Origin of the sequence: Nonomuraea sp. NPDC050383 (genome assembly GCF_044459125.1) — a bacterium.
In the GTDB taxonomy this organism is placed as follows: Bacteria; Actinomycetota; Actinomycetes; order Streptosporangiales; family Streptosporangiaceae; genus Nonomuraea.
In genome coordinates this window covers 357011-381050 of record NZ_JBITIP010000007.1, presented here as the reverse complement: position 1 = coordinate 381050, position 24040 = coordinate 357011, and the positions used below count along the sequence as shown (strand labels likewise).

The 24040-nt window shown below is 73.7% G+C and carries 26 protein-coding genes; 17 read left to right on the top strand and 9 right to left on the bottom strand.

Annotated elements, in window-relative coordinates; translation table 11 throughout:
* Positions 1–451: CoA transferase subunit A (locus tag ACIBG4_RS20390; RefSeq protein ID WP_397203104.1), on the bottom strand; the 451-nt coding region annotated here is incomplete at its 3' end.
* Positions 452–641: 190 nt separating this feature from the next.
* Between ACIBG4_RS20390 and ACIBG4_RS20385 the strand changes: the two genes are divergently transcribed.
* Positions 642–2162 carry an IclR family transcriptional regulator C-terminal domain-containing protein gene (locus tag ACIBG4_RS20385; protein ID WP_397203103.1) on the top strand — a complete coding sequence of 507 codons (1521 nt, stop codon included), beginning with the start codon at positions 642–644 and terminating at the stop codon, positions 2160–2162.
* Between the two features lie 146 nt (positions 2163–2308).
* On the opposite strand, the gene ACIBG4_RS20380 is transcribed toward ACIBG4_RS20385, so the two are convergent.
* Positions 2309–3493 carry an MFS transporter gene (locus tag ACIBG4_RS20380; RefSeq protein WP_397203102.1) on the bottom strand — a complete coding sequence of 395 codons (1185 nt, stop codon included), beginning with the start codon at positions 3491–3493 and terminating at the stop codon, positions 2309–2311.
* A 129-nt stretch (positions 3494–3622) separates the two neighbouring features.
* Here ACIBG4_RS20380 and ACIBG4_RS20375 point away from each other — a divergent pair, with 129 nt between their 5' ends.
* Positions 3623–3973: an ArsR/SmtB family transcription factor gene (locus tag ACIBG4_RS20375; protein WP_397203101.1), complete on the top strand. Its 351-nt coding sequence runs from the start codon at positions 3623–3625 to the stop codon at positions 3971–3973.
* A gap of 54 nt (positions 3974–4027) precedes the next feature.
* Here the strand turns inward: ACIBG4_RS20375 and ACIBG4_RS20370 are convergent, their stop codons facing one another.
* The 3 genes from ACIBG4_RS20370 to ACIBG4_RS20360 form a co-directional block, all read right to left on the bottom strand.
* Positions 4028–4372: a hypothetical protein gene (locus ACIBG4_RS20370; protein WP_397203100.1), complete on the bottom strand. Its 345-nt coding sequence runs from the start codon at positions 4370–4372 to the stop codon at positions 4028–4030.
* Positions 4373–4449: 77 nt separating this feature from the next.
* A complete protein-coding gene (locus tag ACIBG4_RS20365; protein ID WP_397203099.1) occupies positions 4450–5013 on the bottom strand; it encodes a cysteine hydrolase family protein in 564 nt (187 codons plus the stop codon).
* Positions 5010–6500 (bottom strand): purine-cytosine permease family protein, encoded by a 1491-nt coding sequence (locus ACIBG4_RS20360; protein ID WP_397203098.1) that lies wholly within the window; start codon positions 6498–6500, stop codon positions 5010–5012. Before ACIBG4_RS20360 ends, ACIBG4_RS20365 begins: the two co-directional genes overlap by 4 nt.
* 216 nt (positions 6501–6716) lie before the next feature.
* Here ACIBG4_RS20360 and ACIBG4_RS20355 point away from each other — a divergent pair, with 216 nt between their 5' ends.
* The 14 genes from ACIBG4_RS20355 to hypE all read left to right on the top strand — a co-directional run bounded on the left by ACIBG4_RS20355 (position 6717) and on the right by hypE (position 17323).
* Positions 6717–7229, top strand: coding sequence for a hypothetical protein (locus tag ACIBG4_RS20355; protein ID WP_397203097.1), 513 nt, complete (start codon positions 6717–6719; stop codon positions 7227–7229).
* 136 nt (positions 7230–7365) lie between these two features.
* Positions 7366–8409, top strand: coding sequence for a hydrogenase expression protein HypE (locus ACIBG4_RS20350; RefSeq protein WP_355449447.1), 1044 nt, complete (start codon positions 7366–7368; stop codon positions 8407–8409).
* 16 nt (positions 8410–8425) lie between these two features.
* Positions 8426–10219 carry a nickel-dependent hydrogenase large subunit gene (locus ACIBG4_RS20345; protein ID WP_310714886.1) on the top strand — a complete coding sequence of 598 codons (1794 nt, stop codon included), beginning with the start codon at positions 8426–8428 and terminating at the stop codon, positions 10217–10219.
* A 6-nt stretch (positions 10220–10225) separates the two neighbouring features.
* Positions 10226–10741: a NifU family protein gene (locus ACIBG4_RS20340; protein ID WP_397203096.1), complete on the top strand. Its 516-nt coding sequence runs from the start codon at positions 10226–10228 to the stop codon at positions 10739–10741.
* A gap of 10 nt (positions 10742–10751) precedes the next feature.
* Complete coding sequence (locus ACIBG4_RS20335; protein WP_397203095.1) at positions 10752–11468, top strand: DUF5947 family protein; 717 nt, start codon at positions 10752–10754, stop codon at positions 11466–11468.
* Positions 11465–11689 (top strand): hypothetical protein, encoded by a 225-nt coding sequence (locus ACIBG4_RS20330; protein WP_397203094.1) that lies wholly within the window; start codon positions 11465–11467, stop codon positions 11687–11689. Before ACIBG4_RS20335 ends, ACIBG4_RS20330 begins: the two co-directional genes overlap by 4 nt.
* A 4-nt stretch (positions 11690–11693) precedes the next feature.
* A complete protein-coding gene (locus ACIBG4_RS20325; protein ID WP_397203093.1) occupies positions 11694–12362 on the top strand; it encodes a DUF6084 family protein in 669 nt (222 codons plus the stop codon).
* The gene (locus tag ACIBG4_RS20320; protein WP_397203092.1) at positions 12352–13407 is read left to right on the top strand and encodes a hypothetical protein; all 1056 of its coding nucleotides are present in this window, start codon (positions 12352–12354) and stop codon (positions 13405–13407) included. Before ACIBG4_RS20325 ends, ACIBG4_RS20320 begins: the two co-directional genes overlap by 11 nt.
* Complete coding sequence (locus tag ACIBG4_RS20315) at positions 13404–14288, top strand: hydrogenase maturation protease (RefSeq protein WP_310714875.1); 885 nt, start codon at positions 13404–13406, stop codon at positions 14286–14288. The genes ACIBG4_RS20320 and ACIBG4_RS20315 overlap by 4 nt, the downstream gene beginning before the upstream one ends.
* On the top strand, positions 14285–14392 hold the full coding sequence (locus tag ACIBG4_RS20310) for a DUF6893 family small protein (RefSeq protein WP_397203091.1): 108 nt from the start codon (positions 14285–14287) through the stop codon (positions 14390–14392). The genes ACIBG4_RS20315 and ACIBG4_RS20310 overlap by 4 nt, the downstream gene beginning before the upstream one ends.
* 6 nt (positions 14393–14398) lie before the next feature.
* Positions 14399–14764: a hydrogenase maturation nickel metallochaperone HypA gene (locus tag ACIBG4_RS20305; protein ID WP_397203090.1), complete on the top strand. Its 366-nt coding sequence runs from the start codon at positions 14399–14401 to the stop codon at positions 14762–14764.
* On the top strand, positions 14742–15014 hold the full coding sequence (locus tag ACIBG4_RS20300) for a HypC/HybG/HupF family hydrogenase formation chaperone (RefSeq protein WP_310714871.1): 273 nt from the start codon (positions 14742–14744) through the stop codon (positions 15012–15014). The genes ACIBG4_RS20305 and ACIBG4_RS20300 overlap by 23 nt, the downstream gene beginning before the upstream one ends.
* 9 nt (positions 15015–15023) lie before the next feature.
* Positions 15024–16151: a hydrogenase formation protein HypD gene (gene hypD, locus ACIBG4_RS20295; RefSeq protein ID WP_310714869.1), complete on the top strand. Its 1128-nt coding sequence runs from the start codon at positions 15024–15026 to the stop codon at positions 16149–16151.
* Positions 16148–17323: a hydrogenase expression/formation protein HypE gene (gene hypE / locus ACIBG4_RS20290; protein WP_397203088.1), complete on the top strand. Its 1176-nt coding sequence runs from the start codon at positions 16148–16150 to the stop codon at positions 17321–17323. Before hypD ends, hypE begins: the two co-directional genes overlap by 4 nt.
* 22 nt (positions 17324–17345) lie before the next feature.
* On the opposite strand, the gene hypF is transcribed toward hypE, so the two are convergent.
* From hypF to ACIBG4_RS20275, 3 genes are read right to left on the bottom strand one after another with little or no spacing between them, the layout of a single operon-like run.
* Complete coding sequence (gene hypF, locus ACIBG4_RS20285; RefSeq protein WP_397203086.1) at positions 17346–19616, bottom strand: carbamoyltransferase HypF; 2271 nt, start codon at positions 19614–19616, stop codon at positions 17346–17348.
* Positions 19613–20275: an SIS domain-containing protein gene (locus ACIBG4_RS20280; protein ID WP_397203085.1), complete on the bottom strand. Its 663-nt coding sequence runs from the start codon at positions 20273–20275 to the stop codon at positions 19613–19615. The genes hypF and ACIBG4_RS20280 overlap by 4 nt, the downstream gene beginning before the upstream one ends.
* Positions 20272–21150, bottom strand: coding sequence for an SIS domain-containing protein (locus ACIBG4_RS20275; protein ID WP_397203084.1), 879 nt, complete (start codon positions 21148–21150; stop codon positions 20272–20274). The genes ACIBG4_RS20280 and ACIBG4_RS20275 overlap by 4 nt, the downstream gene beginning before the upstream one ends.
* 224 nt (positions 21151–21374) lie before the next feature.
* Here ACIBG4_RS20275 and ACIBG4_RS20270 point away from each other — a divergent pair, with 224 nt between their 5' ends.
* Positions 21375–22460, top strand: coding sequence for a Zn-dependent alcohol dehydrogenase (locus tag ACIBG4_RS20270; protein ID WP_397203083.1), 1086 nt, complete (start codon positions 21375–21377; stop codon positions 22458–22460).
* A gap of 59 nt (positions 22461–22519) precedes the next feature.
* On the opposite strand, the gene ACIBG4_RS20265 is transcribed toward ACIBG4_RS20270, so the two are convergent.
* Complete coding sequence (locus tag ACIBG4_RS20265; protein ID WP_397203082.1) at positions 22520–23950, bottom strand: MFS transporter; 1431 nt, start codon at positions 23948–23950, stop codon at positions 22520–22522.
* Positions 23951–24040 lie beyond the last annotated feature (90 nt).

The following is a 24040-nucleotide window of genomic DNA, read 5'->3' as shown; positions in this document are numbered from 1 at the left end:
GGGGCGGCGAGGCGACGTCGATCGAGCCGTCGGGGTGGTGGCGCAGCGGCAGGCCGCCCTCGGCGACGGGCGTGCCCACGCCGGCCGGGGTGTAGAAGGCGGGGATCCCGGCGCCGCCCGCGCGCAGCCGCTCGGCCAGGCTGCCCTGCGGGGTCAGCTCGACCTCCAGCCTCCCCGTCAGGTACTGGCGGGCGAACTCCTTGTTGTCGCCGATGTAGGAGGCGGTCACGCGGGCGATGCGCCCGGCCGCCAGCAGGACGCCCAGACCGCCGCCGTCGACTCCGCAGTTGTTCGACACCACGGAGATGCCGCTCACCCCGGTGGCGTGCAGGGCCCGGATCAGCACGCTCGGGATGCCGCTGAGGCCGAAGCCGCCGACCGCGAACGACGCGCCGTCACGCACGCCGGCCAGCGCCTCACCGGCGGTGGCGACCACCTTGTCTCCCCGCACGAAGCTCCCTCCGCTCACCGGATGTGTTCGCACAGCGAACTTCAGTTCACTATTGTCGGACGAGTATGCGGACGCCGCGACGCCGCTGTCAAACTGTCCTGAGGCGGCACGCCGACCTGGCGGGCGGGCCGCCTCAGCCATCCGGCGGGCGTCCCGGGCCGTACGTCATGAGCTGTCGGAGGAGGGGCGGATGGAGCCGGCCGGAACCCTGGAGCGCGGGCTCGCCGTCCTGCGGGCGCTGACCGCCGAGCCCGCGCAGCGGATGCGCGCGACGGACCTGGTGCGCGCGACCGGGCTGGCCAGGTCCACGATCGACCGCGTCCTGGCCACGTACGCCCGTCTGGACTACGTGCGCTTCGACGGGCGCGACGTGCGGCTCGCCCCGCGCCTGATGGAGCTGGGCGAGGCGTACCTGGCCTGCGGCGGCCTGCGCGACTGGCTGGCGCCGCTCGCGGAGGGGCTGGCCCGGGAGCTGGACGAGTCGGTGTCGCTGGCCGTCCTCGACGGTGACGGGGTCCGCTTCGTCGGCCAGTTCACGCGGCGGCGCACCATGTCGGTGGCCTTCCGGGTCGGCGACCTGCTGCCCGCCGCCCGCTGCGCGGCGGGCCTCGTCCTCCTCGGGCCCGGCGCGCCGTGGGCCGAGGACGACCAGCTCGTCGAGCCGGGCCTGGTCGCGGTCGCGATGCCCGTACGGGACCCGGACGGCACGCCGGTCTGCGCGGTGAGCGTGGTCAGCCACACCAGCAGGCACACCGCCGCCGGGCTGCGCGAGCACGCCATGCCCAGCCTGCTCAGGACGGTGACGGAGATGGAAGCGACCCTCGCCGCCCCCCGCCCCGCCCGGGGGTCCGCCCTGCCCGCCCCCGTGGACATCCGCCGATCGGCCGCCGCGAACGCTCCAGCGGACGGCTCGGACGGCTCGGACGGCTCGGACGGCTCGGAAAGCCCGGAAAGCTCGGAAGGCGGCCTGCGGTCGCTGGCGCGTGGGCTGGCCGTGCTGGTGGCGCTCGGCTCGACGCCCGGCGGCTCCACCCTGGCCGACGTCGCCAGGGCCACGGGGCTCCCCCGGGCCACGGTGCGGCGGTCGCTGCTGACCCTGGAACGCCTCGGGTACGCCGCGGCCGACGGCTCCCGCTTCACGCCGCTGCCCCGGGTGATGGAGCTGGGCTACGCCCACCTGTCGGAGCTCTCGTTCGGCGAGGTCGTCCAGCCGCACCTGGCGGACCTGGTGGCGCGGCTGCGCCATTCGGCCTCCGTCGCGGTGCTGTCCGGCGACGACGTCCTGTACGTGGCTCGGGTGCCGACCGCGAGCATCATGACCGTCGACATCAGGGTCGGCACACGCTTTCCCGCGTACGCCACCTCCATGGGCCGGGTCCTGCTCGCGGACCAGCCCGAGGAGCGGCTGGCCGCCATCACGCTCCGGCCGCTGACCCGCCACACCGTCATGTCCCCCGCCGCGTTCGCACGGGCGGTCCGCCGGGCCGGCGAGGACGGCTACGCCCTGGTGGACCAGGAGCTGGAGGAGGGGGTGCGGTCGATCGCGGTGCCCGTACGCGGCCGGGACGGACGGGTCGTGGCGGCCGTCAACGTCGCCACCCACGCCAGCCGCGCCACGCCCGACGACCTGCTGCGCGACGTCCTGCCCGCACTCTCCGAGACCGCCGCCCGCATGGCGGCCGACCTCCGCCACCTCCCGGTCACGCCGTAACCGATGAGGCCCTCCGCTCCCGGACATGTCCCCAGCCGCCAGGTAGCGGCCGTGACTACCCGGGCTCGCCGTATTCGGCAACCGGCGGGCCGGTTCGGCGAGGACGCTGGGACTCCGGGGCGCGCATGACGGGCCCCCGCAGGGCGTTATGCCCTGGCGCTGTCCGGGGTGGACGGGGTCGGCAGAGGCGCCGCGGGTGTGCGGCGGCGCGCGGTGGTCACGTGGTAGAGCAGGGCCAGGATGGTGATGCCGGCGGCGGGCAGCCCCAGTATGGCGGGCGCGAGGGCGAGCCACTCCTGCGCCAGTCCACCGAGGCCGCCGCCGAGGGCGACCCCGATGTAGATGGCCGAGGAGTTGAGGCCGAGCAGAACGGGGGCCGCGGCCGGGCTGAGGGCGATGAGCCGGTGCTGCTGGGGTACGACGATGACGCCCACGGTCGCACCCCAGATCGCAGCCCACACCAGGGTGGACACCAGGGCGCCGGTCGCCACGGGGGTGAGGGCCAGGGCAACGGCGGCGATGACGAGGGTCCCGGTCAACACCTGCGCGGGGTTGTGCCGGTCGACCAGCCGTCCGGCGACGATGTTCCCGGCCAGCGTGCCGATTCCCCAGGCCAGCAGAACGACCGTGAGCAGCAACTCGGAGCTCCCGGTCGCCCCCTGGAGGGCCGGGCCGATGTAGGTGTAGAGGGTGTAGACCCCGAGGAAGACCAGCGTGGTGACAGCCAGAAGCCCGAGGACACGGCCCTGCTTGAGCGGGCGCAGCCGGTCGCTCAACGAGGCGGCGGGGAGCCTCACGCTGGGTAGGCCGACGACGACTCCAAGGGCCGCGACGAGACCGGTCCCGGCGACGGCCCACAGGGTGATGTGCCAGTCCGTGCGGCCGATCAGTGTGCCGAGGGGAAGGCCCAACGCTGTCGCCAACGTGAGGCCGCCCAGGACGAGAGCGAGTGCCCTGCCTCGGCGGTCGGGGGGTGCGATGGCCGCCGCGGTGCTGGAGGCGGCGGAGGTGATGATCCCGGCCCCGATCGCGGTGACGACGCGGGCGATCACCACCACCTCGTAGCTGGTGCCCAGGGCCGTGATGGCGTTGCCCACCACGAAGACGCTCAACGCGATGAGCAGTGCAGACCGTCTGTCCAGCCCGCTGGTGAGCGCCCCCATGACCGGCGCGGACAGAGCGAGCACCAGAGCGAACACCGTCACCAGCTGCCCGGCGGCGGGAGTGGAGACCCGCAGATCGGTGGCGATGGCGGGGAGCAGGCCCGCAATGACGTAGCCGTCAGTGCCGACGGCGAAGGTCGCCAGGGCCAGGGGGAGAAGTCGTTTCAACACCGGGTGGATCCCGCCTTTCAGAGAAGCCGCGGAAGCAACTGGGCGGGAGCCTAAACGTTATATGGATACTTGTCCATATATCAATATGTTGCTAGGGTGCGGGAATGCGGAACACAAGGGGCGGCGATGCGTGAGGTGTCACAGCCGGCGACCGAGGCCATCCGGCTGGTCGAGGTGCTGCGCGCACTGGCCGATCCAGTGCGGCTGGAAATCGTCCGGCGGCTCGACCAGATGGGCGAGGACGCCTGCAACGCGATCGGCGGGGAGATCGACGTGCACCAGACAACGCTGTCGCACCACTACCGGGTGCTGCGGGAGGCCGGCGTGACGTGGACGACCGTGCAGGGCCGATCCCGCCTGGTACGGCTGCGCCGAGACGACCTCGACGCATTGTTCCCCGGTCTGCTCGACTCCGTACTGATCGCAGAGCGCCGAACACGCGAAACCGCGCCGGCCAGCACCGCCGGGACGCCATAAGCGCGTGTCCTTGCCCTGCTGGACACTCGGCGGCACCTCATGATGAGACGCCGGCTACCTCCACAGGTAGTCGTGGCGCGGCGCGGCGGGGCCGACGAAGACGCCGCCGTCCCGGACCTGCCACTCGAACTGGCCGTCCACCTCGTGGAAGGCCAGGAAGAGCCCGCAGACGCGGTCGCCGTCCTCGTCGGCCGCCGGGAGGGCGGCGATCGCGCGGACCTGCTCCAGGACGTCGGCGGCACCGGCCTCCCGGACGGCCCGGGCGTAGCAGGCCGCGTCCAGCCAGCCGCCCTCGGGAAAGGCCCAGCCCGCACCGCCGCTCGCACGGATGACCTGCTCCGCCTCCGGCCGCTGCCCGTGGAGCTCCAGCCAGCCGCGTATGTAGACCCAGGCACCCATGAAGCCATGGTGGCGGACGGGCGGGCGCGCGGGGAGCCCGGGGTCGCGCTCCGGGGCAGTGAGAGGCGTGGCCTCGGTCAGGCGGGCGGGGCCAGGATGTCGGCCACGGTGACGACACGGATCAGCGGCTCGTACAGCCGCATGACCTCCAGCGCCCGCTGGTGGCTCGCGTCGTCCGCGCCCGCGCACGCGTCGGCGGCGACGAGCACCTCGACGCCGGCGTCGGCCGCGGCCAGGGCCGTGGACAGCACGCAGCAGTCGGTGGACACACCCGCCAGCACCAGGCGGCCGTCCGGGCCGACCCGGCCGGCCAGCTCCGGCGTCCACTTGCCGAACGTCGGGGCGTCCAGCGTCGGGCCGGCATCGGCGGCGAGGCCGGCGAGGTCGTCCACCAGCCCGTACGCGCGGGAGTCGGGTGCCTGCAGGGCGAACGGCCAGCGTTCGTAGTAGTCCGCCCAGGCCCCGGCGGGCGCCTCGGGGGCGACGAAGCGGGTGAACGTGACCCGGGGGCCGAAGGCGCCGACCAGCTTCCTGACCGGCTCGACGGTCTCTGCGAAGCGGGGGGCGAACCAGGGGCTGTCCGGCTCGCCGAAGACCCGCTGCATGTCGATGACCGACAGCCAGCCCGCGCGCGACGTCATGCCCGCGCCTCCTCGGCGGTCTCGGTGGAGGACGGGGCGCTCTCCTGGGCGCGGACCCGCGACCGGCCGAGCACGAGCATGGCGACGAAGCCGACGGCCAGCGCGACCAGGACGCCCAGGTTGGCGAAGGCCCAGTCGCCCTCCTTGCCACCCAGCCCGAGCGGGCCGAGCAGGTAGCCCTGCCAGGCCAGCCAGCTCGCGCCGCTGTTGGTGACCAGGCCCCAGCCGAGGACGGCGCCGGCGCCCACGACCGCGACCGGCAGCAGCGGCACGTCCCCGTAGCGGCCCCGCGGGCGGTAGAGGTCGGCCTCGTCGTAGTCGCGGCGGCGCAGCGCGAGGTCGGCCAGCATGACGCCGCACCAGGCGGCGATCGGGACGCCGAGCGTGGTGAGGAACCCCATGAACGGGCCGAGGAAGTCGTCGGCGACGAACACGATGTACACGGTGCCCGCCACCATCAGCGCCCCGTCGATCAGCGCGGCGACGTAGCGCGGCGCCCGCAACCCGGCCGCCAGCAGCGCGAGCCCGGAGGAGTAGATGTCGAGCACCGCCCCGCCGACCAGGCCGAGCACCGCCACCGCCGCGAACGGGATGAGGAACCACGTGGGCAGGACCGTGGTCAGCGCCCCGATCGGGTCCGCGGCGACCGCCTTGTTCAGCCCCGGGGACGAGCCCGCCAGCAGCAGGCCGAACACCAGCAGGACCAGCGGCGCCAGCGACGCCCCGAAGGTCGTCCAGCCCACCACCCCCTTGCTCGACGACCGGCGCGGCAGGTAGCGCGAGTAGTCGGCGGCCGCGTTGACCCAGCCCAGCCCGAACCCGGTCACCATGAACACCAGGGCGCCGATGAACTGCTGGGCCGAGCCCGGCGCCACCGACTGCACGGCGTCCCAGTGGATGTGCGGCAGGACCAGGACGATGTACGCCACGGTCAGCACCCCGGTCACCACCGTGATGACGGTCTGCATGCGCATGATGACGTCGAAGCCCATGACGCCGCCGGCGACGATCAGCGCGGTCACCACGAGGAGCGCGATCGCCTTGGTGGAGGTGCCGCCGCCCCAGCCGAGGCGGTCGAGGACGGTCGCGGCGGCCAGCGTGGCGAGCGCCGTCAGGGCGGTCTCCCAGCCGAGGGTGAGCATCCACGAGATCGCGGACGGGAGCCGGTTGCCGCGCACGCCGAACGCCGCCCGGCTCAGCACCATCGTCGGGGCCGAGCCCCGCTTGCCGGCCACGGCGACGAACCCGCACAGCAGGAAGGAGAAGACGATCCCGACGGCCCCGGCGACCAGCGCCTGCCAGAACGAGATCCCGAAGCCGAGGGCGAACGAGCCGTAGCTCAGCCCGAGGACCGAGACGTTGGCCGCGAACCAGGGCCAGAACAGCTGGCGGGGGCGCCCTTTCCGATCGGCGTCCCCGATCACGTCGAGCCCGTGCGTCTCCACCTTGAGCCGCCCGCCGGCGCGTGTGTCCTGCGTGTCGTCCATCAGACCTACCTGTTCAGCCCGGCCTGTTCAGACCGGTCCGGTCGAACGTAGGCGCCGGTTTCGGATGTCGTCAATAGTGATATTCGTCCGGTGATTTGGCGACATGCCCGGATACCCCGACGTCCGGCCACACGGGCGCACCCGGCCGTGGACACGACCGCATTAGATAGCTACGCTATCCATTGATCGGATAGCTCAACTATCTAAAGGAGTCCCGTGTTCTCCCTCATCGTCCTTCTCCTGGCCACGACACTCGGCCTGCGCCTGCTGGGCAGGCTCGGCGTCCGCCGGTTCGCGAGCTGGCCGATCAGTGCGGCCCACGCGCTGGCACTGCTGCTCGTCGTCACCGCGAGCGCGCACTTCGTGCCGGCCGGCGTCGCCTTCATGCCGAACCACGCCGACATGGTGGCGATGGTGCCGCCCTTCGTGCCGTTCCCCGCCCTCATGGTGTACGTGACCGGGGTGCTGGAGCTGCTCGGCGCCGCCGGGCTGGTCGTGACGGCGACCCGCCGGGTCGCCGGCGTCGCCCTGGCGATCCTCTTCGTGCTGCTGCTCCCGGCCAACGTGTACGCGGCGCTCGCCGGCGTGCCCCTCCAGGGCGCCCCCGCCACACCGCTGTGGGTGCGGATCCCGGAGCAGGTGCTGTACATCACGATCGCGCTCTGGGCGGCCCGCTCGACCGGCGCCCCCGTGACCCGCGCGCCCCGCGCACGATCCGGCGCGCGCTGACACAGCGTGGCAGGCGATTGCGGTTTCGCGATCGGTGTCATGGTTTGCAACCCTCCGAGACGCGGTAAAGCACTACACACAGTGACCGAATGGACACTGTACGGCGATGCCAGGCCGACAAAGGGGGCTCGGGGCCATGAGCACAGCCAAGCCGGATACCGCCCTGGATGAGGTGCACATCCTGTGGACGTCCGAAGGCATGAGCTGCGACGGGGACACCGTCTCGATCACGGCCGCCTCACTGCCGAGCATCGAGGACGTCCTCCTCGGGCTCGTGCCGGGCCTGCCCAAGGTCCACCTGCACAACAAGGTGCTCGCCCCGGAGGTCGGCGGCGCGTTCATGGCCGCGTTCCACCAGGCGGCCGAGGACCGGCTCGGCCCGTTCATCTTCGTGGTGGAGGGCTCCATCCCGAACGAGAACATCAACGGGGACGGCTACTGGACCTCGATGGGCAACGACCCGGCGACCGGGCAGCCCATCACGGTCAACGAGTGGATCGACCGGCTCGCGCCGCGGGCGTGGGCCGTGGTCGCGATCGGCACCTGCGCGGCGTACGGGGGCATCCACGCCATGGCGGGCAACCCGACGGGCTCGATGGGACTGGCCGACTACCTGGGGCCGGACTTCCGCTCCGCGGGCGGCCTGCCCATCGTCAACGTGCCGGGCTGCCCGGTGCAGCCGGACAACTTCATGGAGACCCTGACCTGGCTGCTGTACCAGGCGGCCGGGCTGGCTCCGATGATCCCGCTCGACCGGCAGCTCCGGCCGACCTGGCTGTTCGGCAAGACGGTCCACGAGGGCTGCGACCGGGCGGGTTATTACGAGCAGGGCGACTTCGCCCTCGACTACAACTCGCCCAAGTGCCAGGTCAAGGTGGGCTGCTGGGGCCCGGTCGTCAACTGCAACGTCACCAAGCGCGGCTGGATGGCCGGCATCGGCGGCTGCCCCAACGTGGGCGGCATCTGCATCGGCTGCACGATGCCCGGCTTCCCGGACAAGTTCATGCCGTTCATGGACCAGCCGCCGGGGGCGTCCGTGTCCGCGGGCATGGCGGGCGTCTACGGGGGGCTCGTGCGCGGACTGCGGGCCATCACCAACAAGACCGTCAACACCGAACCGAAGTGGCGTCACAACGAACGCAAGCTGACCAGCGGGTACGACCCCCGCTGGCAGGGCTAGAAGGGGGAGCGTCGAGGTGACGACCCGATCCGTGCCGGCGCAGGAGACGCGGCAGCTCGTGGAGATGTCCTGGGACCCGATCACCAGGATCATCGGCAACCTGGGCATCTACACCAAGATCGACTTCAACAACAGGCAGGTCGCGGAGTGCAAGAGCACCTCGTCCCTGTTCCGCGGCTACAGCGTGTTCATGAAGGGCAAGGACCCGCGCGACGCGCACTTCATCACCAGCCGCATCTGCGGCATCTGCGGTGACAACCACGCGGTCTGCTCGGTCTACGCACAGAACATGGCGTACGGGATCAAGCCCCCGCCGCTGGCCGACTGGATCCTCAACCTCGGCGAGGCCGCCGAGTACATGTTCGACCACACGCTGTTCCAGGACAACCTGGTCTTCGTCGACTACTGCGAGCAGATGGTCAAGGAGACCAACCCCAGCATGCTGCGCCGCGCCGAGACCACGGAGGCGCCCCGGGGGGACATCCACGGCTACCGGACCATCGCCGACATCATGCGGGCCTTCAACCCGTTCACCGGCGACGTGTACCGCGAGGCGCTGCAGATCAGCCGGCTCACCCGGGAGATGTGCTGCCTCATGGAGGGCCGGCACGTGCACCCGTCGACCGTCTACCCGGGCGGCGTCGGCACGGTCGCCACGCCGCAGGTGTTCACCGACTACCTGGTGCGGCTGGTCCGGGCGCTCGACTTCATCAAGCGGGCCGTCCCCATGAACGACGACGTCTTCGACTTCTTCTACCAGGCGCTGCCCGGCTACGAGGAGGTCGGCCGGCGGCGGATCATGCTGGGCTGCTGGGGGGCGTTCCAGGACCCGAACGTGGTCGACTACGACTACCGGCACATGGAGGAGTGGGGCCGGGCCATGTTCGTGACGCCCGGCATCGTGCTGGACGGCGAGCTGCTGACCACCAACCTCGTCGACATCAACCTCGGCATCCGCATCCTGCTCGGCAGCTCGTACTACGACGACTGGCAGGGCGAGGAGACGTTCGTCACCCAGGACCCGCTCGGCAACCCCGTCGACCAGCGCCACCCGTGGAACCAGACGACGCTGCCCAAGCCGCAGCGGCGCGACCTGGAGAACGGCAACTACAGCTGGGTCATGAGCCCCCGCTGGTACGACCGGCGCACCGGCGACCACCTGGCCCTGGACACCGGCGGCGGGCCGCTGGCCCGGCTGTGGAGCACGGCGCTGGCCGGGCTGGTCGACGTCGGCGGCGTCCGCGCCACCGGGCACAGCGTGGAGATCAACCTGCCGAAGTCCGGCTCCCTGCCGGAGACGCGGCTGGAGTGGCACGTGCCGAAGTGGGCCAACACGATCGAGCGCAACCGGGCCCGGATGTACTTCGTCGCCTACGCCGCCGCGCTGGCCTTCCACTTCGTCGAGCAGGCGCTCAGCGAGGTCAGGGCCGGGCGCACCAAGGTCTTCACCGACTTCGACGTGCCGGACGAGGCGATCGGCTGCGGCTTCCACGAGGCGGTGCGGGGCGTCCTGTCGCACCACATGGTCATCCGCGACGGGAAGATCGCCAACTATCACCCGTACCCGCCCACGCCGTGGAACGCCAGCCCGCGCGACATCTACGGGACGCCGGGCCCGTACGAGGACGCGGTGCAGGACCTGCCCATCTTCGAGGAGAACGGGCCGGAGAACTTCAAGGGCATCGACATCATGCGGACCGTCCGCAGCTTCGATCCGTGCCTGCCGTGCGGCGTGCACATGTACCTCGGCGACGGCAAGGTGCTGCGGCAGGTCCACTCCCCCACCCTCGGCACGAGCGTCCCGGGCTGATCCGCGATGGACGACCAGGAGGTGACCGAGCGGGTGCGCCGCGTCGAGGCGCTGCTCGAAGACGGGGCGGACCCGCGGGCCGTGGAGCTCGCCGAGGCGCTGCTCGACCTGTACGGCGAGGCGCTGGGGCGGGTCATGGCCGTGGCCGCCGCGGCCGGCGGCGGCCTGCCGGAGCGGATCGCGGCCGACGGCCTGGTGGCGCACCTGCTGCTGCTGCACGGCCTGCACCCGCTGGACGCGACCACCCGCATCGGCCACGCGCTGGAGGCGGCGCGGGACCGGCTGGGCGGGGCGGAGGCGGAGGTCGTGGCGGTCGAGGACGACCTGGTGCGGCTGCGGCTGCGCCGGCCGGGCGGGGGCTGCCGGTCCTCGGCGGCGCGGGTGCGCTCGGCCGTGGAGCAGGCGGTGCGCGACGCGGCGCCGGAGTTCGAACGGGTCGTGGTGGAGGAGCCGGCCGCCGTACCGGCTCCCGTGGTGATCCCCGTGGAGAGCCTGCTCAGAGCCCCGAGGACGCGGGCGTGAGGCGGCGGCGATGACGGGGAGGGCGCTGCGCAGGCTCATCGCCCGTCCGGGCGCGGCGCCGGGACAGCGGGTGGCCGGGCCCGGGGGCGAGGCCGAGGAGTGGTGCGAGCTGTGCGCCGCTCCCCTTCCCGAGGCGCACCGGCACCTGCTCGATCTCAAGGCCCGCGAGCTGCGCTGCGCCTGCCGGCCGTGCTCCGTGCTGTTCGACCATCCGGATGGCCCGCCGCACTCGGAGGACGCGAGTGGCACGGGGGCCGTGGGCGGCCCCTACCGGCTGGTTCCCGACCGCCGGTGGCTGCTGGACGGGTTCGAGCTGGACGACGAGACGTGGGCCGGGCTGAGCATCCCGGTCCGGATGGCGTTCCTCCTCCACGACGCGGCGGCGGGGCGTACGGCGCTGTTCTACCCGAGCCCCGCCGGCGCCGTCGAGTCCCCGCTGGAGCCGTCCCTGTGGCGGCGGCTGGAGGAGGCCAACCCGGTGCTGCGGCGGGTGGCACCGGACGTCGAGGCCCTGCTCGTCAACCGGACCGGCGCCGCCGGGGAGCACTGGATCGTGCCCGTGGACGACTGCTACGCCCTGGTCGGCCTGCTCCGTACCCACTGGAAGGGGCTCGCCGGAGGATCGCGGGTCTGGGACGCGATCAGTGACTTCTTCGGCGAGCTGCGCGAGAGGTCGACCACCGTGCCCGCAGCCCGGAACCCGACAGTTGAGGGGAGAACGCGATGACCCGCAAGAGTGAATCGCACATCAGGACGGGACGGCGCCAGGTGCGCCCCGACACGCCCTCGCACGTCAAGGGGGTCAACGAGGGCAACGCCGTGGGCCACTACGAGCGCCAGGTGGGGCACCTCATCGACGGCCGCTCCACCGCCGCGCGCTCCACCGGCGTCAACGCCGCGGACCGCGACGTCATCGACCCCGGCATGCCCAACCTCTCCCCCGCCTGATCCCGTGTCCGACACGACGACGGCCGGCGGCGTTCCGGCCCTGCGCATCACGGTCGAGGACGCCCGGGCCGCCGAGTTCGCGGCCGTGCCGGCGCTGGAGTTCGCGCTGCGGATCACCGACGCGAGCGGCTGCGAGGTGCGGTCGGTCATCCTGGAGACGCAGCTGCGCATCGCCGCCGCCCGCCGCGGCTACGACGAGGCGAGCCGCGAGCGGCTCGCGGAGGTGTTCGGGCCGTCCGAGCTGTGGGGCAGGAGCCTGGGCAGCCTGATGTGGGCGCAGACCGTCACGCACCTGCCCGCCTTCACCGGCCAGACGGCCGCGCTGGTACGGGTGCCCTGCACCTACGACTTCGACGTGGCCGCCGCCAAGTACCTCCACGCCGTGCGCGACGGCGAGATCCCGCTGGAGTTCCTCTTCAGCGGCACGACGTTCCACCTCGACGGCGGCTCGCTGCGGGCCGCGCGCCTCCCGTGGGACACCGAGGCCCGGTTCCGCATGCCGGCCGCCACCTGGCGGGAGCTCATGGACCACTACTTCCCCGGAGGCGCCTGGCTGCGGCTGGGCCGTGACATGTTCGACCGGCTGCACGCCTACCGGACCCGCAACGCCCTGCCGGGCTGGGACGAGGTCGTGGAGTCGCTGCTGAAGGCGGGAGCCGTTGATGGACGCTGAAGGCGGGGAGCCGCTGATGGACCAGGTCGGGCAGATCGCGCGGGCCGTGCTGTACGAGGGCTACCTGTTGTGGCCGTACCGGCAGTCGGCGCTGAAGAACCGGCACCGCTGGACGATCGGCGGCGTGCACCCCGAGCCGTACGGCCGGGCGCACGACGGCAACCCGTGGCTGATGCGGACCCAGTGCCTCCGAGAGGCGGACCCCGGCGCGGCCGTGGACGTGCGGGTGCGCTTCCTGCACGTCGTCGTCCGGGAGCCGGCCCTGCTCCGGGACGGCGTACCGGAGCCTGTGCCGGAGCCGGTCTCCGGCACAGGCTCCGGCGGGGTGCCCGAGACCGTGCCGGAGCCCGGCGGCGGGCGCGTGCTGGTCCGGGAGGAGGCGGTGGAGCGGGAGGTGGCGGCGTGCGGCCTGGCCCTGGAGGGCCTGCTGCGGCGGCCCGCCCGCGTCGCGATCGACGTGCCCGCGGGGCGGGAGTACGAGGTCCTCGCCGACGGGGCCGGCGCGGCGCTCCGGTCCTGGGAGGAGCTGCGCGGGCACGTCGAGGTGGGCGCCGAGCAGGTGGAGCCCGGCCTGTTCCGGCTGACGGTCACCGTGGTCAACACCACTGCGTGGGAGGGCGGCACCCGTACCGGCGCGATGCGGCGCACCCTGGTCTCGGCGCACAGCGTGCTGCACGCGCCGGACGGCCGGTTCGTCTCGCTGATGGACCCGCCCGAGGAGCTGCGCGCCCACGCGGAGGGCTGCGGCAACGTCGGCACCTGGCCGGTCCTCGTCGGCGAGGAGGGCGAGCGGCACACGATGCTGTCGGCGCCGATCATCCTGTACGACCACCCGCGGATCTCGCCGGAGAGCCCGGGCGACCTGTTCGACGCGACGGAGATCGACCAGCTGCTGACGCTGAGCGTGCTGGCGCTGAGCGACGAGGAGAAGCGGGAGATCCGCGAGGGCGACCCGCGGGGCAGGGAGATCCTGGAGCGGTGCGACGCCCTCACGCCCGAGCGGCTCATGCGGCTGCACGGCGTTCTGCGCACGGAGCCGACATGAACGACGGTTCGGGGGACGGGGCCGATCGCATGGTGGGGATGGGGTTCTGGGCGCGGATGGAGCGGCGTGGCCCCGACGTGGTGACCATCGCCGGGCGGCCCGTACGGTCCGGCTCCCGGGTCCGGCTGCGCCCCTCCGCGCTGGGGCGGACCGACATCATGGACCTGGTCCTGGACGGCCGCGTCGCCGTCGTCGAGTCGATCGAGCAGGACGACGAGGGCGCCTTCCACCTCGCGGTGACGCTCGACGACGACCCGGGCCGTGACCTCGGTGAGGCCCGGATGCCGGGCCACCGGTTCTTCTACGGGGCCGACGAGGTCGAGCCGCTGGACTCGCCGGCCGCGCAGGCTCCGGGCACGCGGATCCTCGTCGCGGGCATCGGCAACGTCTTCCTCGGCGACGACGGGTTCGGCGTCGAGGTGGCCCGCCGGATGGCCGCGCTGCCGCAGCCGGCCGGCGTGGACGTGGTCGACTTCGGCATCCGCGGCATGGACCTGGTCTACGCGCTCCAGCGGGACTACGACCTCGCGATCCTCGTGGACGCCGCGCCGCGCGGTGAGGCGCCCGGCACGCTGACGGTGCTGGAGCCGGACCCGGCGGGCGTGCCCTCGGGGGCGCAGGTCGAGGGCCACGGCATGGACCCGGTCCAGGTGCTGCGGCTGGCCGGGGAGCTCGGCCGGCTGCCCGGCCGGGTGGTCGTCGTGTGCTGCGAGCCCGCCGTGGCGCCGGCCGGGGGGCCGGACGAGGACGTGCTCGTGGAGCTGAGCGAGCCCGTGCGGCAGGCGGCCGCCCAAGCCGTCCGTCTGGTGATGGACATGATTGCGGAAAACGCCGGGCCCGCCTCCCGGCCTCCGCATCCGGAAGGAGGTGACATGACATGAGAAGGACACGAGTAGCGGCATTGATCGCCACAGCCGTGGTGACCGCGGCGATTGCCCGCCAATGGCCGGAGATCAAGCGTTATCTGACGATGAAACGGATGTAGCGCCGTATGCACGAGATCGGAATGTGCGAGGGCCTGGTCGAGCTGCTGGAGCAGCGAGCCGGAGGCAGACGGATCACCGGCGCGCGGGTGCGCGTGGGCGTCCGCCACGCCGTCGTCGACGACGCGTTCGGCCAGGCCTTCACGCTCGCCGCGGCGGGCACCGCCGCGGAGGACGCCGCCGTCGATCTCGTCGTCATGCCGGTCACCGTCACGTGCCGGGCCTGCGGCGCGCGCTGCGAGTCGCTGGACGTGCTGGCGGTCTGCCCGCCGTGCGGCAGCGCCGACGTGGACGTCTCCGGCGGCGACGAGCTGGTGCTGGAGTCCATCACCTTCGGGGAGGAGCCGGCCGATGTGCCTGGGCATCCCCGGTGAGCTCGTCGCCGCCGACCCGGACAACGCCGACCTCGCCGTGGTGGACGTCGCCGGGGTACGCCGCCGGATCAACGTCGGCCTCCTCGTGGAGGAGGACCTGAAGGTCGGCGACTGGGTGCTGGTGCACGTGGGGTTCGCGCTGTCGAGGATCTCCGAGTCGGAGGCGCAGGCGGTGCTCGACTACCTGGAGGGCCTCGGGCAGGCCTACGACGACGAGCTGGACGCGCTGCGCCAGTCGGACATCACGTGAGGAGGGCGCGTGCGGTTCGTCGATGAGTACCGCGACGCGGACAGGGCACGGACACTGGCCGCGGACATCGCCGCCCGGTGCGAGCCGGGCCGCCGGTACACGTTCATGGAGGTGTGCGGCGGGCACACCCACACGATCTACAAGCACGGGCTGGAAGACCTGCTGCCGGAGGAGGTCGTGCTCGTGCACGGCCCCGGCTGCCCGGTGTGCGTGATCCCGATGGGCCGGGTGGACGACGCCATCCACATCGCCTCCCAGCCCGACGTGATCATGACGTCGTTCGGCGACATGATGCGGGTGCCGGGCGGAACCGGCTCCTTCCTGGAGGCCAAGGCCGCCGGCGCCGACATCCGCATGGTGTACTCCCCGCTCGACGCCCTCAAGATCGCCAAGGAGAACCCGGAGCGGCGGGTGGTGTTCATGGCGATCGGGTTCGAGACGACCGCGCCGTCCACGGCGATGACCGTGCTGCGGGCCGCCGCCGAGAACGTGCGCAACTTCTCGGTCTTCTGCAACCACGTCCTGATCATTCCGGCGATCAAGGCCATCCTCGACTCTCCGGACCTGCGCCTGGACGGCTTCATCGGGCCCGGCCACGTCTCGGCCGTGATCGGCTGCCGGCCGTACGACTTCATCGCCCGCGACTACGGCAAGCCGCTGGTCGTCGCCGGGTTCGAGCCGCTGGACATCCTGCAGTCCGTGCACATGCTGCTCGGGCAGATCGCGGCGGGCCGCCGCGAGGTGGCCAACCAGTACGCGCGCGTGGTGCCCTGGGAGGGCAATCGCACGGCCATGGACGTCATCGGCCGGGTGATGCGGATGCGGGCGCACTTCGAGTGGCGCGGGCTCGGCTTCATCTCCCACTCGGCGCTCGGCCTGTCCGACGCGTACGCGGCCTTCGACGCCGAACGGATCTTCGAGCTGCCCGGGCTCCGCGTGGCCGACCCCAAGTCCTGCCAGTGCGGCGAGGTGCTCAAGGGCGTGCTCAAGCCGTGGGAGTGCAAGGTGTTCGGGACGGCGTGCACGCCGGAGACGCCCATCGGCACCTGCATGGTGTCCTCCGAGGGCGCCTGCGCGGCGTACTACAACTTCGGCCGCTTCAGCCGCGAGCGCGTGAGGGAGGCGACGCGGTCATGACCGGCACCCCGCGGGGCGCGCTGCACGAGGACCTCCCGGACCCGGTGCGCGCGCCGGCGTCCGACGAGGACCCGCTCCCCGCTCCCGGCACCCCGCACCGCGATCGCGAGCAGCAGGTCCTCGACCGGATCGCCCGGGCCAGGCGGCGCAAGCCGGTGGTCAGGGAGGAGCGGATCACGCTGGCCCACGGCGCGGGCGGCAAGGCCACGCAGACGCTGATCCAGGCGGTCTTCCTGGAGGCGTTCCGCAACCCGCTCCTGGCTCCTCTGGAGGACGGGGCGACGCTGCGGACGGGCGACGCGCGGGTGGCGTTCACCACCGACTCGTTCGTGGTGTCCCCGCTGTTCTTCCCCGGCGGCGACATCGGCGACCTCGCGGTCAACGGCACCGTCAACGACCTCGCGATGTGCGGGGCGCGGCCGGCGTACCTGGCCGCCGGGTTCATCCTGGAGGAGGGATTCCCCGTCGCGGACCTGCGGCGGATCGCCGCGTCCATGGCGGCGGCGGCGACCGTGGCCGGGGTGGAGATCGTCACCGGCGACACCAAGGTCGTCCAGCGGGGCAAGGCCGACGGCTGCTACGTCACCACCACCGGCGTCGGCCTGCTGGAGCGGCCCGCGGAGCTGTCGGTCGCGCACGCCCGGCCGGGCGACGCGGTCATCGTGTCCGGGCCGATCGGGGAGCACGGCGCCGCGATCATGCTGGCGCGCGGCGAGTTCGGCATCGAGGCGCCGATCGTCTCCGACACGGCTCCGCTGCACGGGATCGTGGCCGCGCTGCTGGACGCCCTGCCCGGCCGGGTACGGGCGCTGCGCGACGCCACGCGCGGCGGGGTGGCCACCATCCTCAACGAGGTGGCCTCCGCCTCCGGCGTGTCCGTGGTGGCCGAGGAGGAGGCGCTGCCGGTGCGGCCCGAGGTGACCGGCGTGTGCGAACTGCTGGGCATCGACCCGCTGTACGTGGCGTGCGAGGGCAGGTTCGTGGCCGTGGTGGACGGCGGGCACGCGGAGCGAGCGGTCGAGGTGCTGCGCGGGCACCCGCTCGGGGCGGGGGCGGCGGTGATCGGCACGGTGCGGGACGACCCGCCGGGGCTGGTCCTGCTGCGTACGGCGTTCGGCGGCACCCGGATCGTGGACCTGCTCGTGGGCGACCCGCTCCCCCGCATCTGCTGAGGACCGCCCGCCCCCGAGCTGATCAGGGGCGGGCGGCGGCCACGACCGCCTGGCCGAGGCTGATCCCGCCGTCGTTGCAGGGCACCCGCCGGTGCGTCAGCACCCGCAACCCGCGGGCGCGCAGCCCGTCGGCCACGCCGCCGAGCAGCAGCCCGTTGGCGAACACGCCGCCCGACAGCGCCACCGTGCCGATCCCCGTGGCCCCGGCGACCACGCCGACGGCCGTCACCACCGCGTGGGCCAGCCCGTGGTGGAAGCGTGCCGCGATCACCCCGGCCGGCACCCCGCGCCGCAGGTCGCCGGCGACGGCCCGCACCAGGTCGGTGCTCCTGATCACCACGGGCGCGGTCCCGGTCACCGCCACCGGGTAGCCGTCGCGCACGTCCGGATCGGCCCGCTGCTCCAGGCCGATCGCCGCCTGCCCCTCGTAGGTGACGGTGTCGCGGACGCCCACCAGCGCCGCCACCGCGTCGAACAGCCGCCCGGCGCTGGAGGTGAGCGGCGCGGCGGGGCCGCCGAAGGCGGCCAGCGCGGCCACGGCCGGCCAGTGCCGCGCGTTGCGGCGGGCCACCGCGAGCCCGCCGGACGGCTCCCCCGCGGCCCCCAGGAAGGCCGCCGCCATCCGCCACGGCTGGCGGATCGCCGTGACGCCGCCCGGCAGCGGCACCGCCTCCAGGTGCCCGGCCCGCTCGTACGCCGCCAGGCTCGCCACCAGCAGCTCGCCGCCCCAGACGGTGCCGTCGGGCCCGTACCCGGTGCCGTCGAACGCCACCCCGATGACCGGGCCGGCCTCGCCGTTGTCGGCCAGGCACGAGGCGATGTGGGCATGGTGGTGCTGCACGGCGACCGTCTCCACGCCGTCCAGGTCCTGGGCGTACGTGGTGGACAGGTAGCCGGGGTGCAGGTCGTGGGCGACGACCTCGGGATCGACGCCGAGCAGCCGCCGGAAGCGCACGACCTCGGCGGTGAAGGCGCGCAGGGCCAGATGGCTCTCCAGGTCGCCGAGGTGCTGCGACAGCACCGCGTGCCGCTCCCGCCCGAGACAGAAGGTGCTCTTCTGCTCGGCGCCGCAGGCCAGGACGGGCCGGCGGAACGGCCACGGCAGGGTGAGCGGCTCCGGGGCGTACCCGCGTGACCGTCGTACGGGCATCGGCGCGCCGCGGAACACCCGCAGCACGGAGTCGTCGGCGGGCGCGTGGATCGGCCGGTCGTGGCACAGGAACGCGTCGGCGACGCCGCCCAGGCGCCGCAGCGCGTCCCCGTCGTCGTGCGCGATCGGCTCGTCGGCCAGGTTCCCGCTGGTCAGCACGTACGGCCGGGCCAGCTCGCGGCAGAGCAGGTGGTGCAGCGGCGTGTACGGCAGCAGCACGCCCAGGTCGAGGCCGTCGGGCGCCACCGAGGGCGCGACAGGCGCGCCGGGCCGCCGGGGCAGCAGCACGATCGGCCGGCGCGGCCCCGTGAGCATGGCCGCGGCGGCCTCGCCGGCCTCGCACAGCTCCCGCACGGCGGGCAGATCCGCCGCCATGACCGCGAACGCCTTGTCCGGCCGCCGCTTGCGGGCCCGCAGCCGCGCGACCGCGGCCTCGTCGGCGGCGTCCACGGCGAGGTGGTAGCCGCCGAGCCCCTTGACGGCCAGCACGGCGCCGTCCGCGACCAGGGCGGCCGCCCGCGTGAGGGGGTCGCCGGGGAGCGTCGATCCGTCGGGCGCGCGCAGCGCGAGCCGGGGGCCGCAGGCGGGGCAGCACGTGGGCTGGGCGTGGAAGCGGCGGTCGGCCGGGTCGTGGTACTCACGGGCGCAGTCGGCGCACAGGGCGAAGCCCGCCATCGTGGTCACCGCCCGGTCGTACGGCACCGCCGTGATGATCGTGAAGCGCGGGCCGCAGGCGGTGCAGTTGACGAACGGGTACCGGAAGCGCCGGTCGGCCGGGTCGAACAGCTCGGCCAGGCAGTCGTCACAGGTGGCCACGTCCGGCGGGACGAGCGCCCGGCCGGGGGCGCCGGGGTCGCCGGCGACGCTGGGCACGATCCGGAACCCGCCCGCGCCGGTCGGCGGCACGGGGGTGACGCTGACCCGGTCGACGACGGCCAGCGCGGGCGCCCGCTCGCGCACCGCCTCCACCAGCGCGGCGACCGCGGAGGGCGGGCCCTCCGCCTCGATGAACACGCCGCCGCCGTCGTTGCCGACCAGCCCCGCCAGCCCGTACCGGGCGGCGAGGCCGTGCACGAACGGCCGGAAACCGACCCCCTGCACGATGCCCTCGACCCGGATCAGCGAGCGCACCCGCCCGCTCACGCCTCCGCCGGCTCCGCCCGCACGAGCTCGCGCAGCACGTGGCAGGCCGTGGTCTGCGCCTCCTGGACGCGGTGCACCGACGACGACGGGACGACGAACAGGTGGTCGGCCAGGCGCTCCTCGGCCATCCGGCCGCCGCCCGACCCGGCGAAGCCCACCGTCACCATGCCGGTGCGGCGCGCCTGCTCCAGGCCGCGCAGCACGTTGACGGACCCGCCGCTGGTGGACAGGGCCATCGCCACGTCGCCGGGGCGGCCGAGCGCGGCGAGCTGCCGGGCGAAGACCACGTCGAACGCGACGTCGTTGGCCAGCGCCGTCAGCAGCGCCGCGTCGGCGGTCAGCGAGATCGCCGGCAGGGCGGGCCAGGGCCGGCCGCCGTCCCGGTCCGGGGTGCGGAACACCTGGGCGACGGCCTGGGCGTCGGTGCTGCTGCCGCCGTTGCCGAACGCGAACAGCGTGCCCCCGGCCCGGAAGGCCGTCGCCATGGCCGCGGCGCAGACGGCCAGCGCCGGACCCAGCGTGCCCAGGACCCGCAGGCGCAGCTCCAGGCTCTCGGCGGCCTTGGCCGCGGTGGAGCGGACGAGCTCCCGGGCGGCGTTCTCCCGGGCGTCCCGGGCCGCGTCGCCGGCCGGCGTCAGGAAGGGGTAGATCCCGCTCATGAGCCGTCACCGCCGAGCACCACGATGGCCTCCTTGGCGTGGACGAGGACCACGTCGCCGACCCGTGCCTCGACGAGGGCGACGCTGACCTCCTCGGTGCCGCAGCCGGTCTCGACGAGGGCGAGGCCACCCGGCCGCAGCTCGGTGACGTGCACCGGCACGGCCGTGTCGGCGCACGTGACGCAGGTGCCGGTGGTGCCGCCGGTGATGGTGTCGGCGGGCCGGGCGGGCGGCGCGAGCCCGGGGTCGTCGAGCAGCACGTGGACCAGCTCCCAGAGCAGGTGGTAGGCCGTCACGTGGACCTCCCGGGCGATCAGCGGGTCGTCGCACCGGGCGGCGATCACGTGATCCGCCACGACACCGCCGAGCGAGCCGTCGCCGTACCCGGGCGGGCGGTCCTCGCCACAGACCGAGCCCGGTGGGGCGGTCGTCAGGGCGATGGTGAGCATGCCCAGCTCGCGGGCCGCCGCCAGCCCGGCCAGGACGCGCCGGTCCCGCTCGCCGGCAGGAACGCCGAGCGCGATGTCCTCCGGCCGCCCGAACGTCTCGACCTGCCGGGCGAACACGGCCTCCGGCCCGCCGGACGCGGCGAGGCCGCCGAGCGCCGCGGCGTCGCCGGCCAGCGAGATCGCCGGCAGCGCCCGCTTGCCCACGATCACGGGGTGGGTGAACTCGACGGCCACGTGCCCCGCGTCGGCCGCCGCCGCGCCGTCGCCGAAGGTGATGAGCCGTCCCCCGCGCCGGAAGCGCTCCGCCATGTCCCCGGCCGCGCGGACGATCCGTCCGGCGTCGCGGGCCAGCGCCTCACCGGGCGCGGTCCGGCGCGCGGCGGCGAGCTCCAGCAGGCGGTCGGGTGTCCCTGGTTCGATGGCCATGCGCGTCCCCCGTGGTGGTGCCTTCGCAGCCATGCTCATCGGCGCGGGGACGCGGCCGGGGCTCGTGCGTGCCCGCGTCCCGTCAATCTTGGGGAACGTTTCAGTTGCGCGGCGGCCGCCGCCTTATTCGACCAAACGCTTGCTCGGAATGCGGCTACGAGGCGACAATGCATCCGTTGTGAAACAGGTTCTAACAAGGAAGACCCGTCCGGGAGGAACCGACCATGCGCGCCGCAATAGTCCACGAGCCCGGTGCCGCCCTCGAACTGCGCGACGACGTCACGGTCGCCGGGCCCGACCCCGGCGAGGTCAGGATCCGCGTCCGGGCGACCGGCGTCTGCCACTCCGACGTCTCCGCGCTCAAGGGCGTGCTGCCCACCTCCTTGCCGGCCGTGCTCGGGCACGAGGCCGCGGGCGAGGTGGTCGAGATCGGCTCCCGGGTGACCGGGCTGGCGCCGGGCGACCACGTGGTGCTGTCGTTCATCCCGGCCTGCGGGACCTGCCCCGACTGCCTGGGCGGCCAGCCGTACCTGTGCATCACGTACGTCCTGGAAGGCTTCACCAAGCCGCGCTTCCGCCTGGCCGGCGACACCCCGTGCTTCGGTTTCGGCGGCGTCGGCGCCTGGGCCGAGGAGCTCGTCGTCCCCGCCCAGGCCGCGATCAGAATCGACCCGGACGTGCCGTTCGAGCTGGCCGCGCTGCTGAGCTGCGCGGTCGCCACCGGTGTGGGCGCGGTCATCAACACGGCCGGGGTCGAGGAGGGCGCCTCCGTCGTCGTCATCGGCGCGGGCGGCATCGGGCTGTCGGTCATCGAGGGGGCGCGGCTGGCCGGCGCGGCGACCATCCTGGCCGTGGACCCGGTCGTGGCCAAGCACGAGCTCGCCAAGGGCTTCGGCGCCACCCACGCCACCACGCCGGACCAGATGGAGGCGGTCAAGGGACTGCTCACCGGCGGGCGCGGCTTCGACCACGCCTTCGAGGCCGTCGGCCGGTCGAGCACCGTGAAGGCCGCCTGGCAGGCCGCCAGGCGCGGCGGGAACGTCGTGGTCGTGGGCGCGGGCGCCGCGGACGACCAGGTCGAGATCGACGCCTTCTCCCTGCTGTTCGACGGCAAGAACATCCTCAGCTCCATCTACGGCTGCTCCGACCTGCGCCGCGACGCCAAGCGGTTCGTGGACCTGTGGCGGGCCGGCCGGCTGGACCTGGAGAGCCTCATCACCCGCCGCATCCGCTTCGAGGACCTGGCCGACGCCGTCAAGACCCTGGACAAGGGCGGGGACGTGATCCGCCAGGTGGTGCTCTTCGACTGACGGCGCCAGAACGGGCTCCATGGTGTTGCCGCGGCACGGCGATCCTCACCGCGGCTCCCCTACCTGGCAGCGCCTGATCGATCCGTGCGCATGAGGGCGGCGGCGACGGCGGTGGCGGCCAGCAGCGCGGCGGCGAGCAGGCCGGCCGACCGGGCGGCGGACACGTGCCCGGCGCCCTGCGCCAGGCCGCGCAGGAAGGCGCCGCCGAGGACCGCGGTGCCGAGCGTCGCGCCCAGTTGCTGGACGGCGTTGAGCAGCCCGGCGGCCGAGCCGGTCTCGTGCGGGCGGACGCGGGACAGCGCGGCGGTGAAGAAGGGAGTGGTGAACAGCCCGTTCCCGGCGCCGGCGACGGCCAGTCCCGCGGCCACGAGCCACCCGAGGCCCCCGGCGGACTTGTGGTGGGCGATGAGGGTGATCGCCAGTCCGGCGAGCGTGACGGCGAGCCCGGCGAACATCAGCCGCGGCCCGTACCGGGGCACCAGGCGGGCGCCCGCGACCAAGGAGGCCACCCCCATGGCCGCCGACCAGGGCAGCAGCGAGAGCCCGGCGGTCACCACGTCGCGGCCCAGGCCGAGCTGCACCTCCAGGACGACCACGAGCGTCAGGCCGTTCATCGCCGCGAAGAACAGGGCCGAGGTCGCCAGCGCGGCCGGGAAGCCGCGGTCCCGGAACAGGCTCACCTCGACCAGCCCGTCACGACCCGCCCGGGCCCGGCGGCGCTGGTGCAGGCCGAACACCACGGACAGGACCACCCCTGCCGCCGCCATGGCCCAGCCCGCCGCCGGCCCTCCGGCGGCCTCGCCCCGGATGAGCGGGTACACCAGCAGGCCGGTGCCGAGCGCCGCGAGCACGGTCCCCGTCCCGTCGAGACGCGGCCGGCCCGGGCCGCCCGCCGTACGGGGCTCTCCGGCCGGCATCAGGGGGACGACGGCCAGCACGGCGGCGGCCAGGGGCACGTTGACCAGGAAGACCGATCGCCATGACGAGCCGAGCAGGTCGGCGTGCGTGAGCACGGCGCCCAGGACCGGCCCGGCGACGGCGGCCAGCCCCATCACCGGCCCGATGCTCCCCATGGCCCTGGCCAGCTCGGCGCCGTCGAACATGGTCCGGATCAGCCCGATGGTCTGCGGGATGACCAGCGCGGCGGCGGCGCCCTGGACCGCGCGCAGGCCGATCAGCGTCCCGGCCTCCGGCGCGAGCGCGCAGGCGGCCGAGGCGAGTGCGAACGCGGCCACGCCGGCGGCGAACACCCGCCGCCGCCCGGCCAGGTCGCCCAGCCGGCCGCCGGTGATCAGCAGCACCGCGAACGGCAGCGTGTACGCGGCGTTGAACCACGGGATGGCCGAGGCGTCGCCGCCGAGATCGGCGTGGATGACCGGCGCGGCGACCGTCACGATCGTCGCGTCGAGCAGGTTCATCGCCTCGGCGACGAGCAGGGCGGCCAGCCCGGCCCATCGCCACCGGTGGGCGACGTGGTGATGGAGCAGCATCGGGTTCCCTCTTCCTCGGAGTCGTTCCGGGGAACAGGGTCGGGCGGAGGGCGGCGGCCTTCCAGCCAGGCGGCCTGAGATGGTGATTTT

Excerpts from the sequence above, each read along its gene's own strand:
- ACIBG4_RS20385 (WP_397203103.1), top strand. The coding sequence starts at position 642 with ATGGAGCCGGCCGGAACCCTGGAGCGCGGGCTCGCCGTCCTGCGGGCG.
- ACIBG4_RS20375 (WP_397203101.1), top strand. The coding sequence starts at position 3,623 with ATGCGTGAGGTGTCACAGCCGGCGACCGAGGCCATCCGGCTGGTCGAG.
- ACIBG4_RS20370 (WP_397203100.1), bottom strand. The coding sequence starts at position 4,372 with ATGGGTGCCTGGGTCTACATACGCGGCTGGCTGGAGCTCCACGGGCAG.
- ACIBG4_RS20365 (WP_397203099.1), bottom strand. The coding sequence starts at position 5,013 with ATGACGTCGCGCGCGGGCTGGCTGTCGGTCATCGACATGCAGCGGGTC.
- ACIBG4_RS20360 (WP_397203098.1), bottom strand. The coding sequence starts at position 6,500 with ATGGACGACACGCAGGACACACGCGCCGGCGGGCGGCTCAAGGTGGAG.
- ACIBG4_RS20350 (WP_355449447.1), top strand. The coding sequence starts at position 7,366 with ATGAGCACAGCCAAGCCGGATACCGCCCTGGATGAGGTGCACATCCTG.
- ACIBG4_RS20340 (WP_397203096.1), top strand. The coding sequence starts at position 10,226 with ATGGACGACCAGGAGGTGACCGAGCGGGTGCGCCGCGTCGAGGCGCTG.
- ACIBG4_RS20335 (WP_397203095.1), top strand. The coding sequence starts at position 10,752 with ATGACGGGGAGGGCGCTGCGCAGGCTCATCGCCCGTCCGGGCGCGGCG.
- ACIBG4_RS20330 (WP_397203094.1), top strand. The coding sequence starts at position 11,465 with ATGACCCGCAAGAGTGAATCGCACATCAGGACGGGACGGCGCCAGGTG.
- ACIBG4_RS20320 (WP_397203092.1), top strand. The coding sequence starts at position 12,352 with ATGGACGCTGAAGGCGGGGAGCCGCTGATGGACCAGGTCGGGCAGATC.
- ACIBG4_RS20315 (WP_310714875.1), top strand. The coding sequence starts at position 13,404 with ATGAACGACGGTTCGGGGGACGGGGCCGATCGCATGGTGGGGATGGGG.
- ACIBG4_RS20310 (WP_397203091.1), top strand. The coding sequence starts at position 14,285 with ATGAGAAGGACACGAGTAGCGGCATTGATCGCCACAGCCGTGGTGACC.
- ACIBG4_RS20305 (WP_397203090.1), top strand. The coding sequence starts at position 14,399 with ATGCACGAGATCGGAATGTGCGAGGGCCTGGTCGAGCTGCTGGAGCAG.
- ACIBG4_RS20300 (WP_310714871.1), top strand. The coding sequence starts at position 14,742 with ATGTGCCTGGGCATCCCCGGTGAGCTCGTCGCCGCCGACCCGGACAAC.
- hypE (WP_397203088.1), top strand. The coding sequence starts at position 16,148 with ATGACCGGCACCCCGCGGGGCGCGCTGCACGAGGACCTCCCGGACCCG.
- ACIBG4_RS20280 (WP_397203085.1), bottom strand. The coding sequence starts at position 20,275 with ATGAGCGGGATCTACCCCTTCCTGACGCCGGCCGGCGACGCGGCCCGG.
- ACIBG4_RS20275 (WP_397203084.1), bottom strand. The coding sequence starts at position 21,150 with ATGGCCATCGAACCAGGGACACCCGACCGCCTGCTGGAGCTCGCCGCC.
- ACIBG4_RS20270 (WP_397203083.1), top strand. The coding sequence starts at position 21,375 with ATGCGCGCCGCAATAGTCCACGAGCCCGGTGCCGCCCTCGAACTGCGC.
- ACIBG4_RS20265 (WP_397203082.1), bottom strand. The coding sequence starts at position 23,950 with ATGCTGCTCCATCACCACGTCGCCCACCGGTGGCGATGGGCCGGGCTG.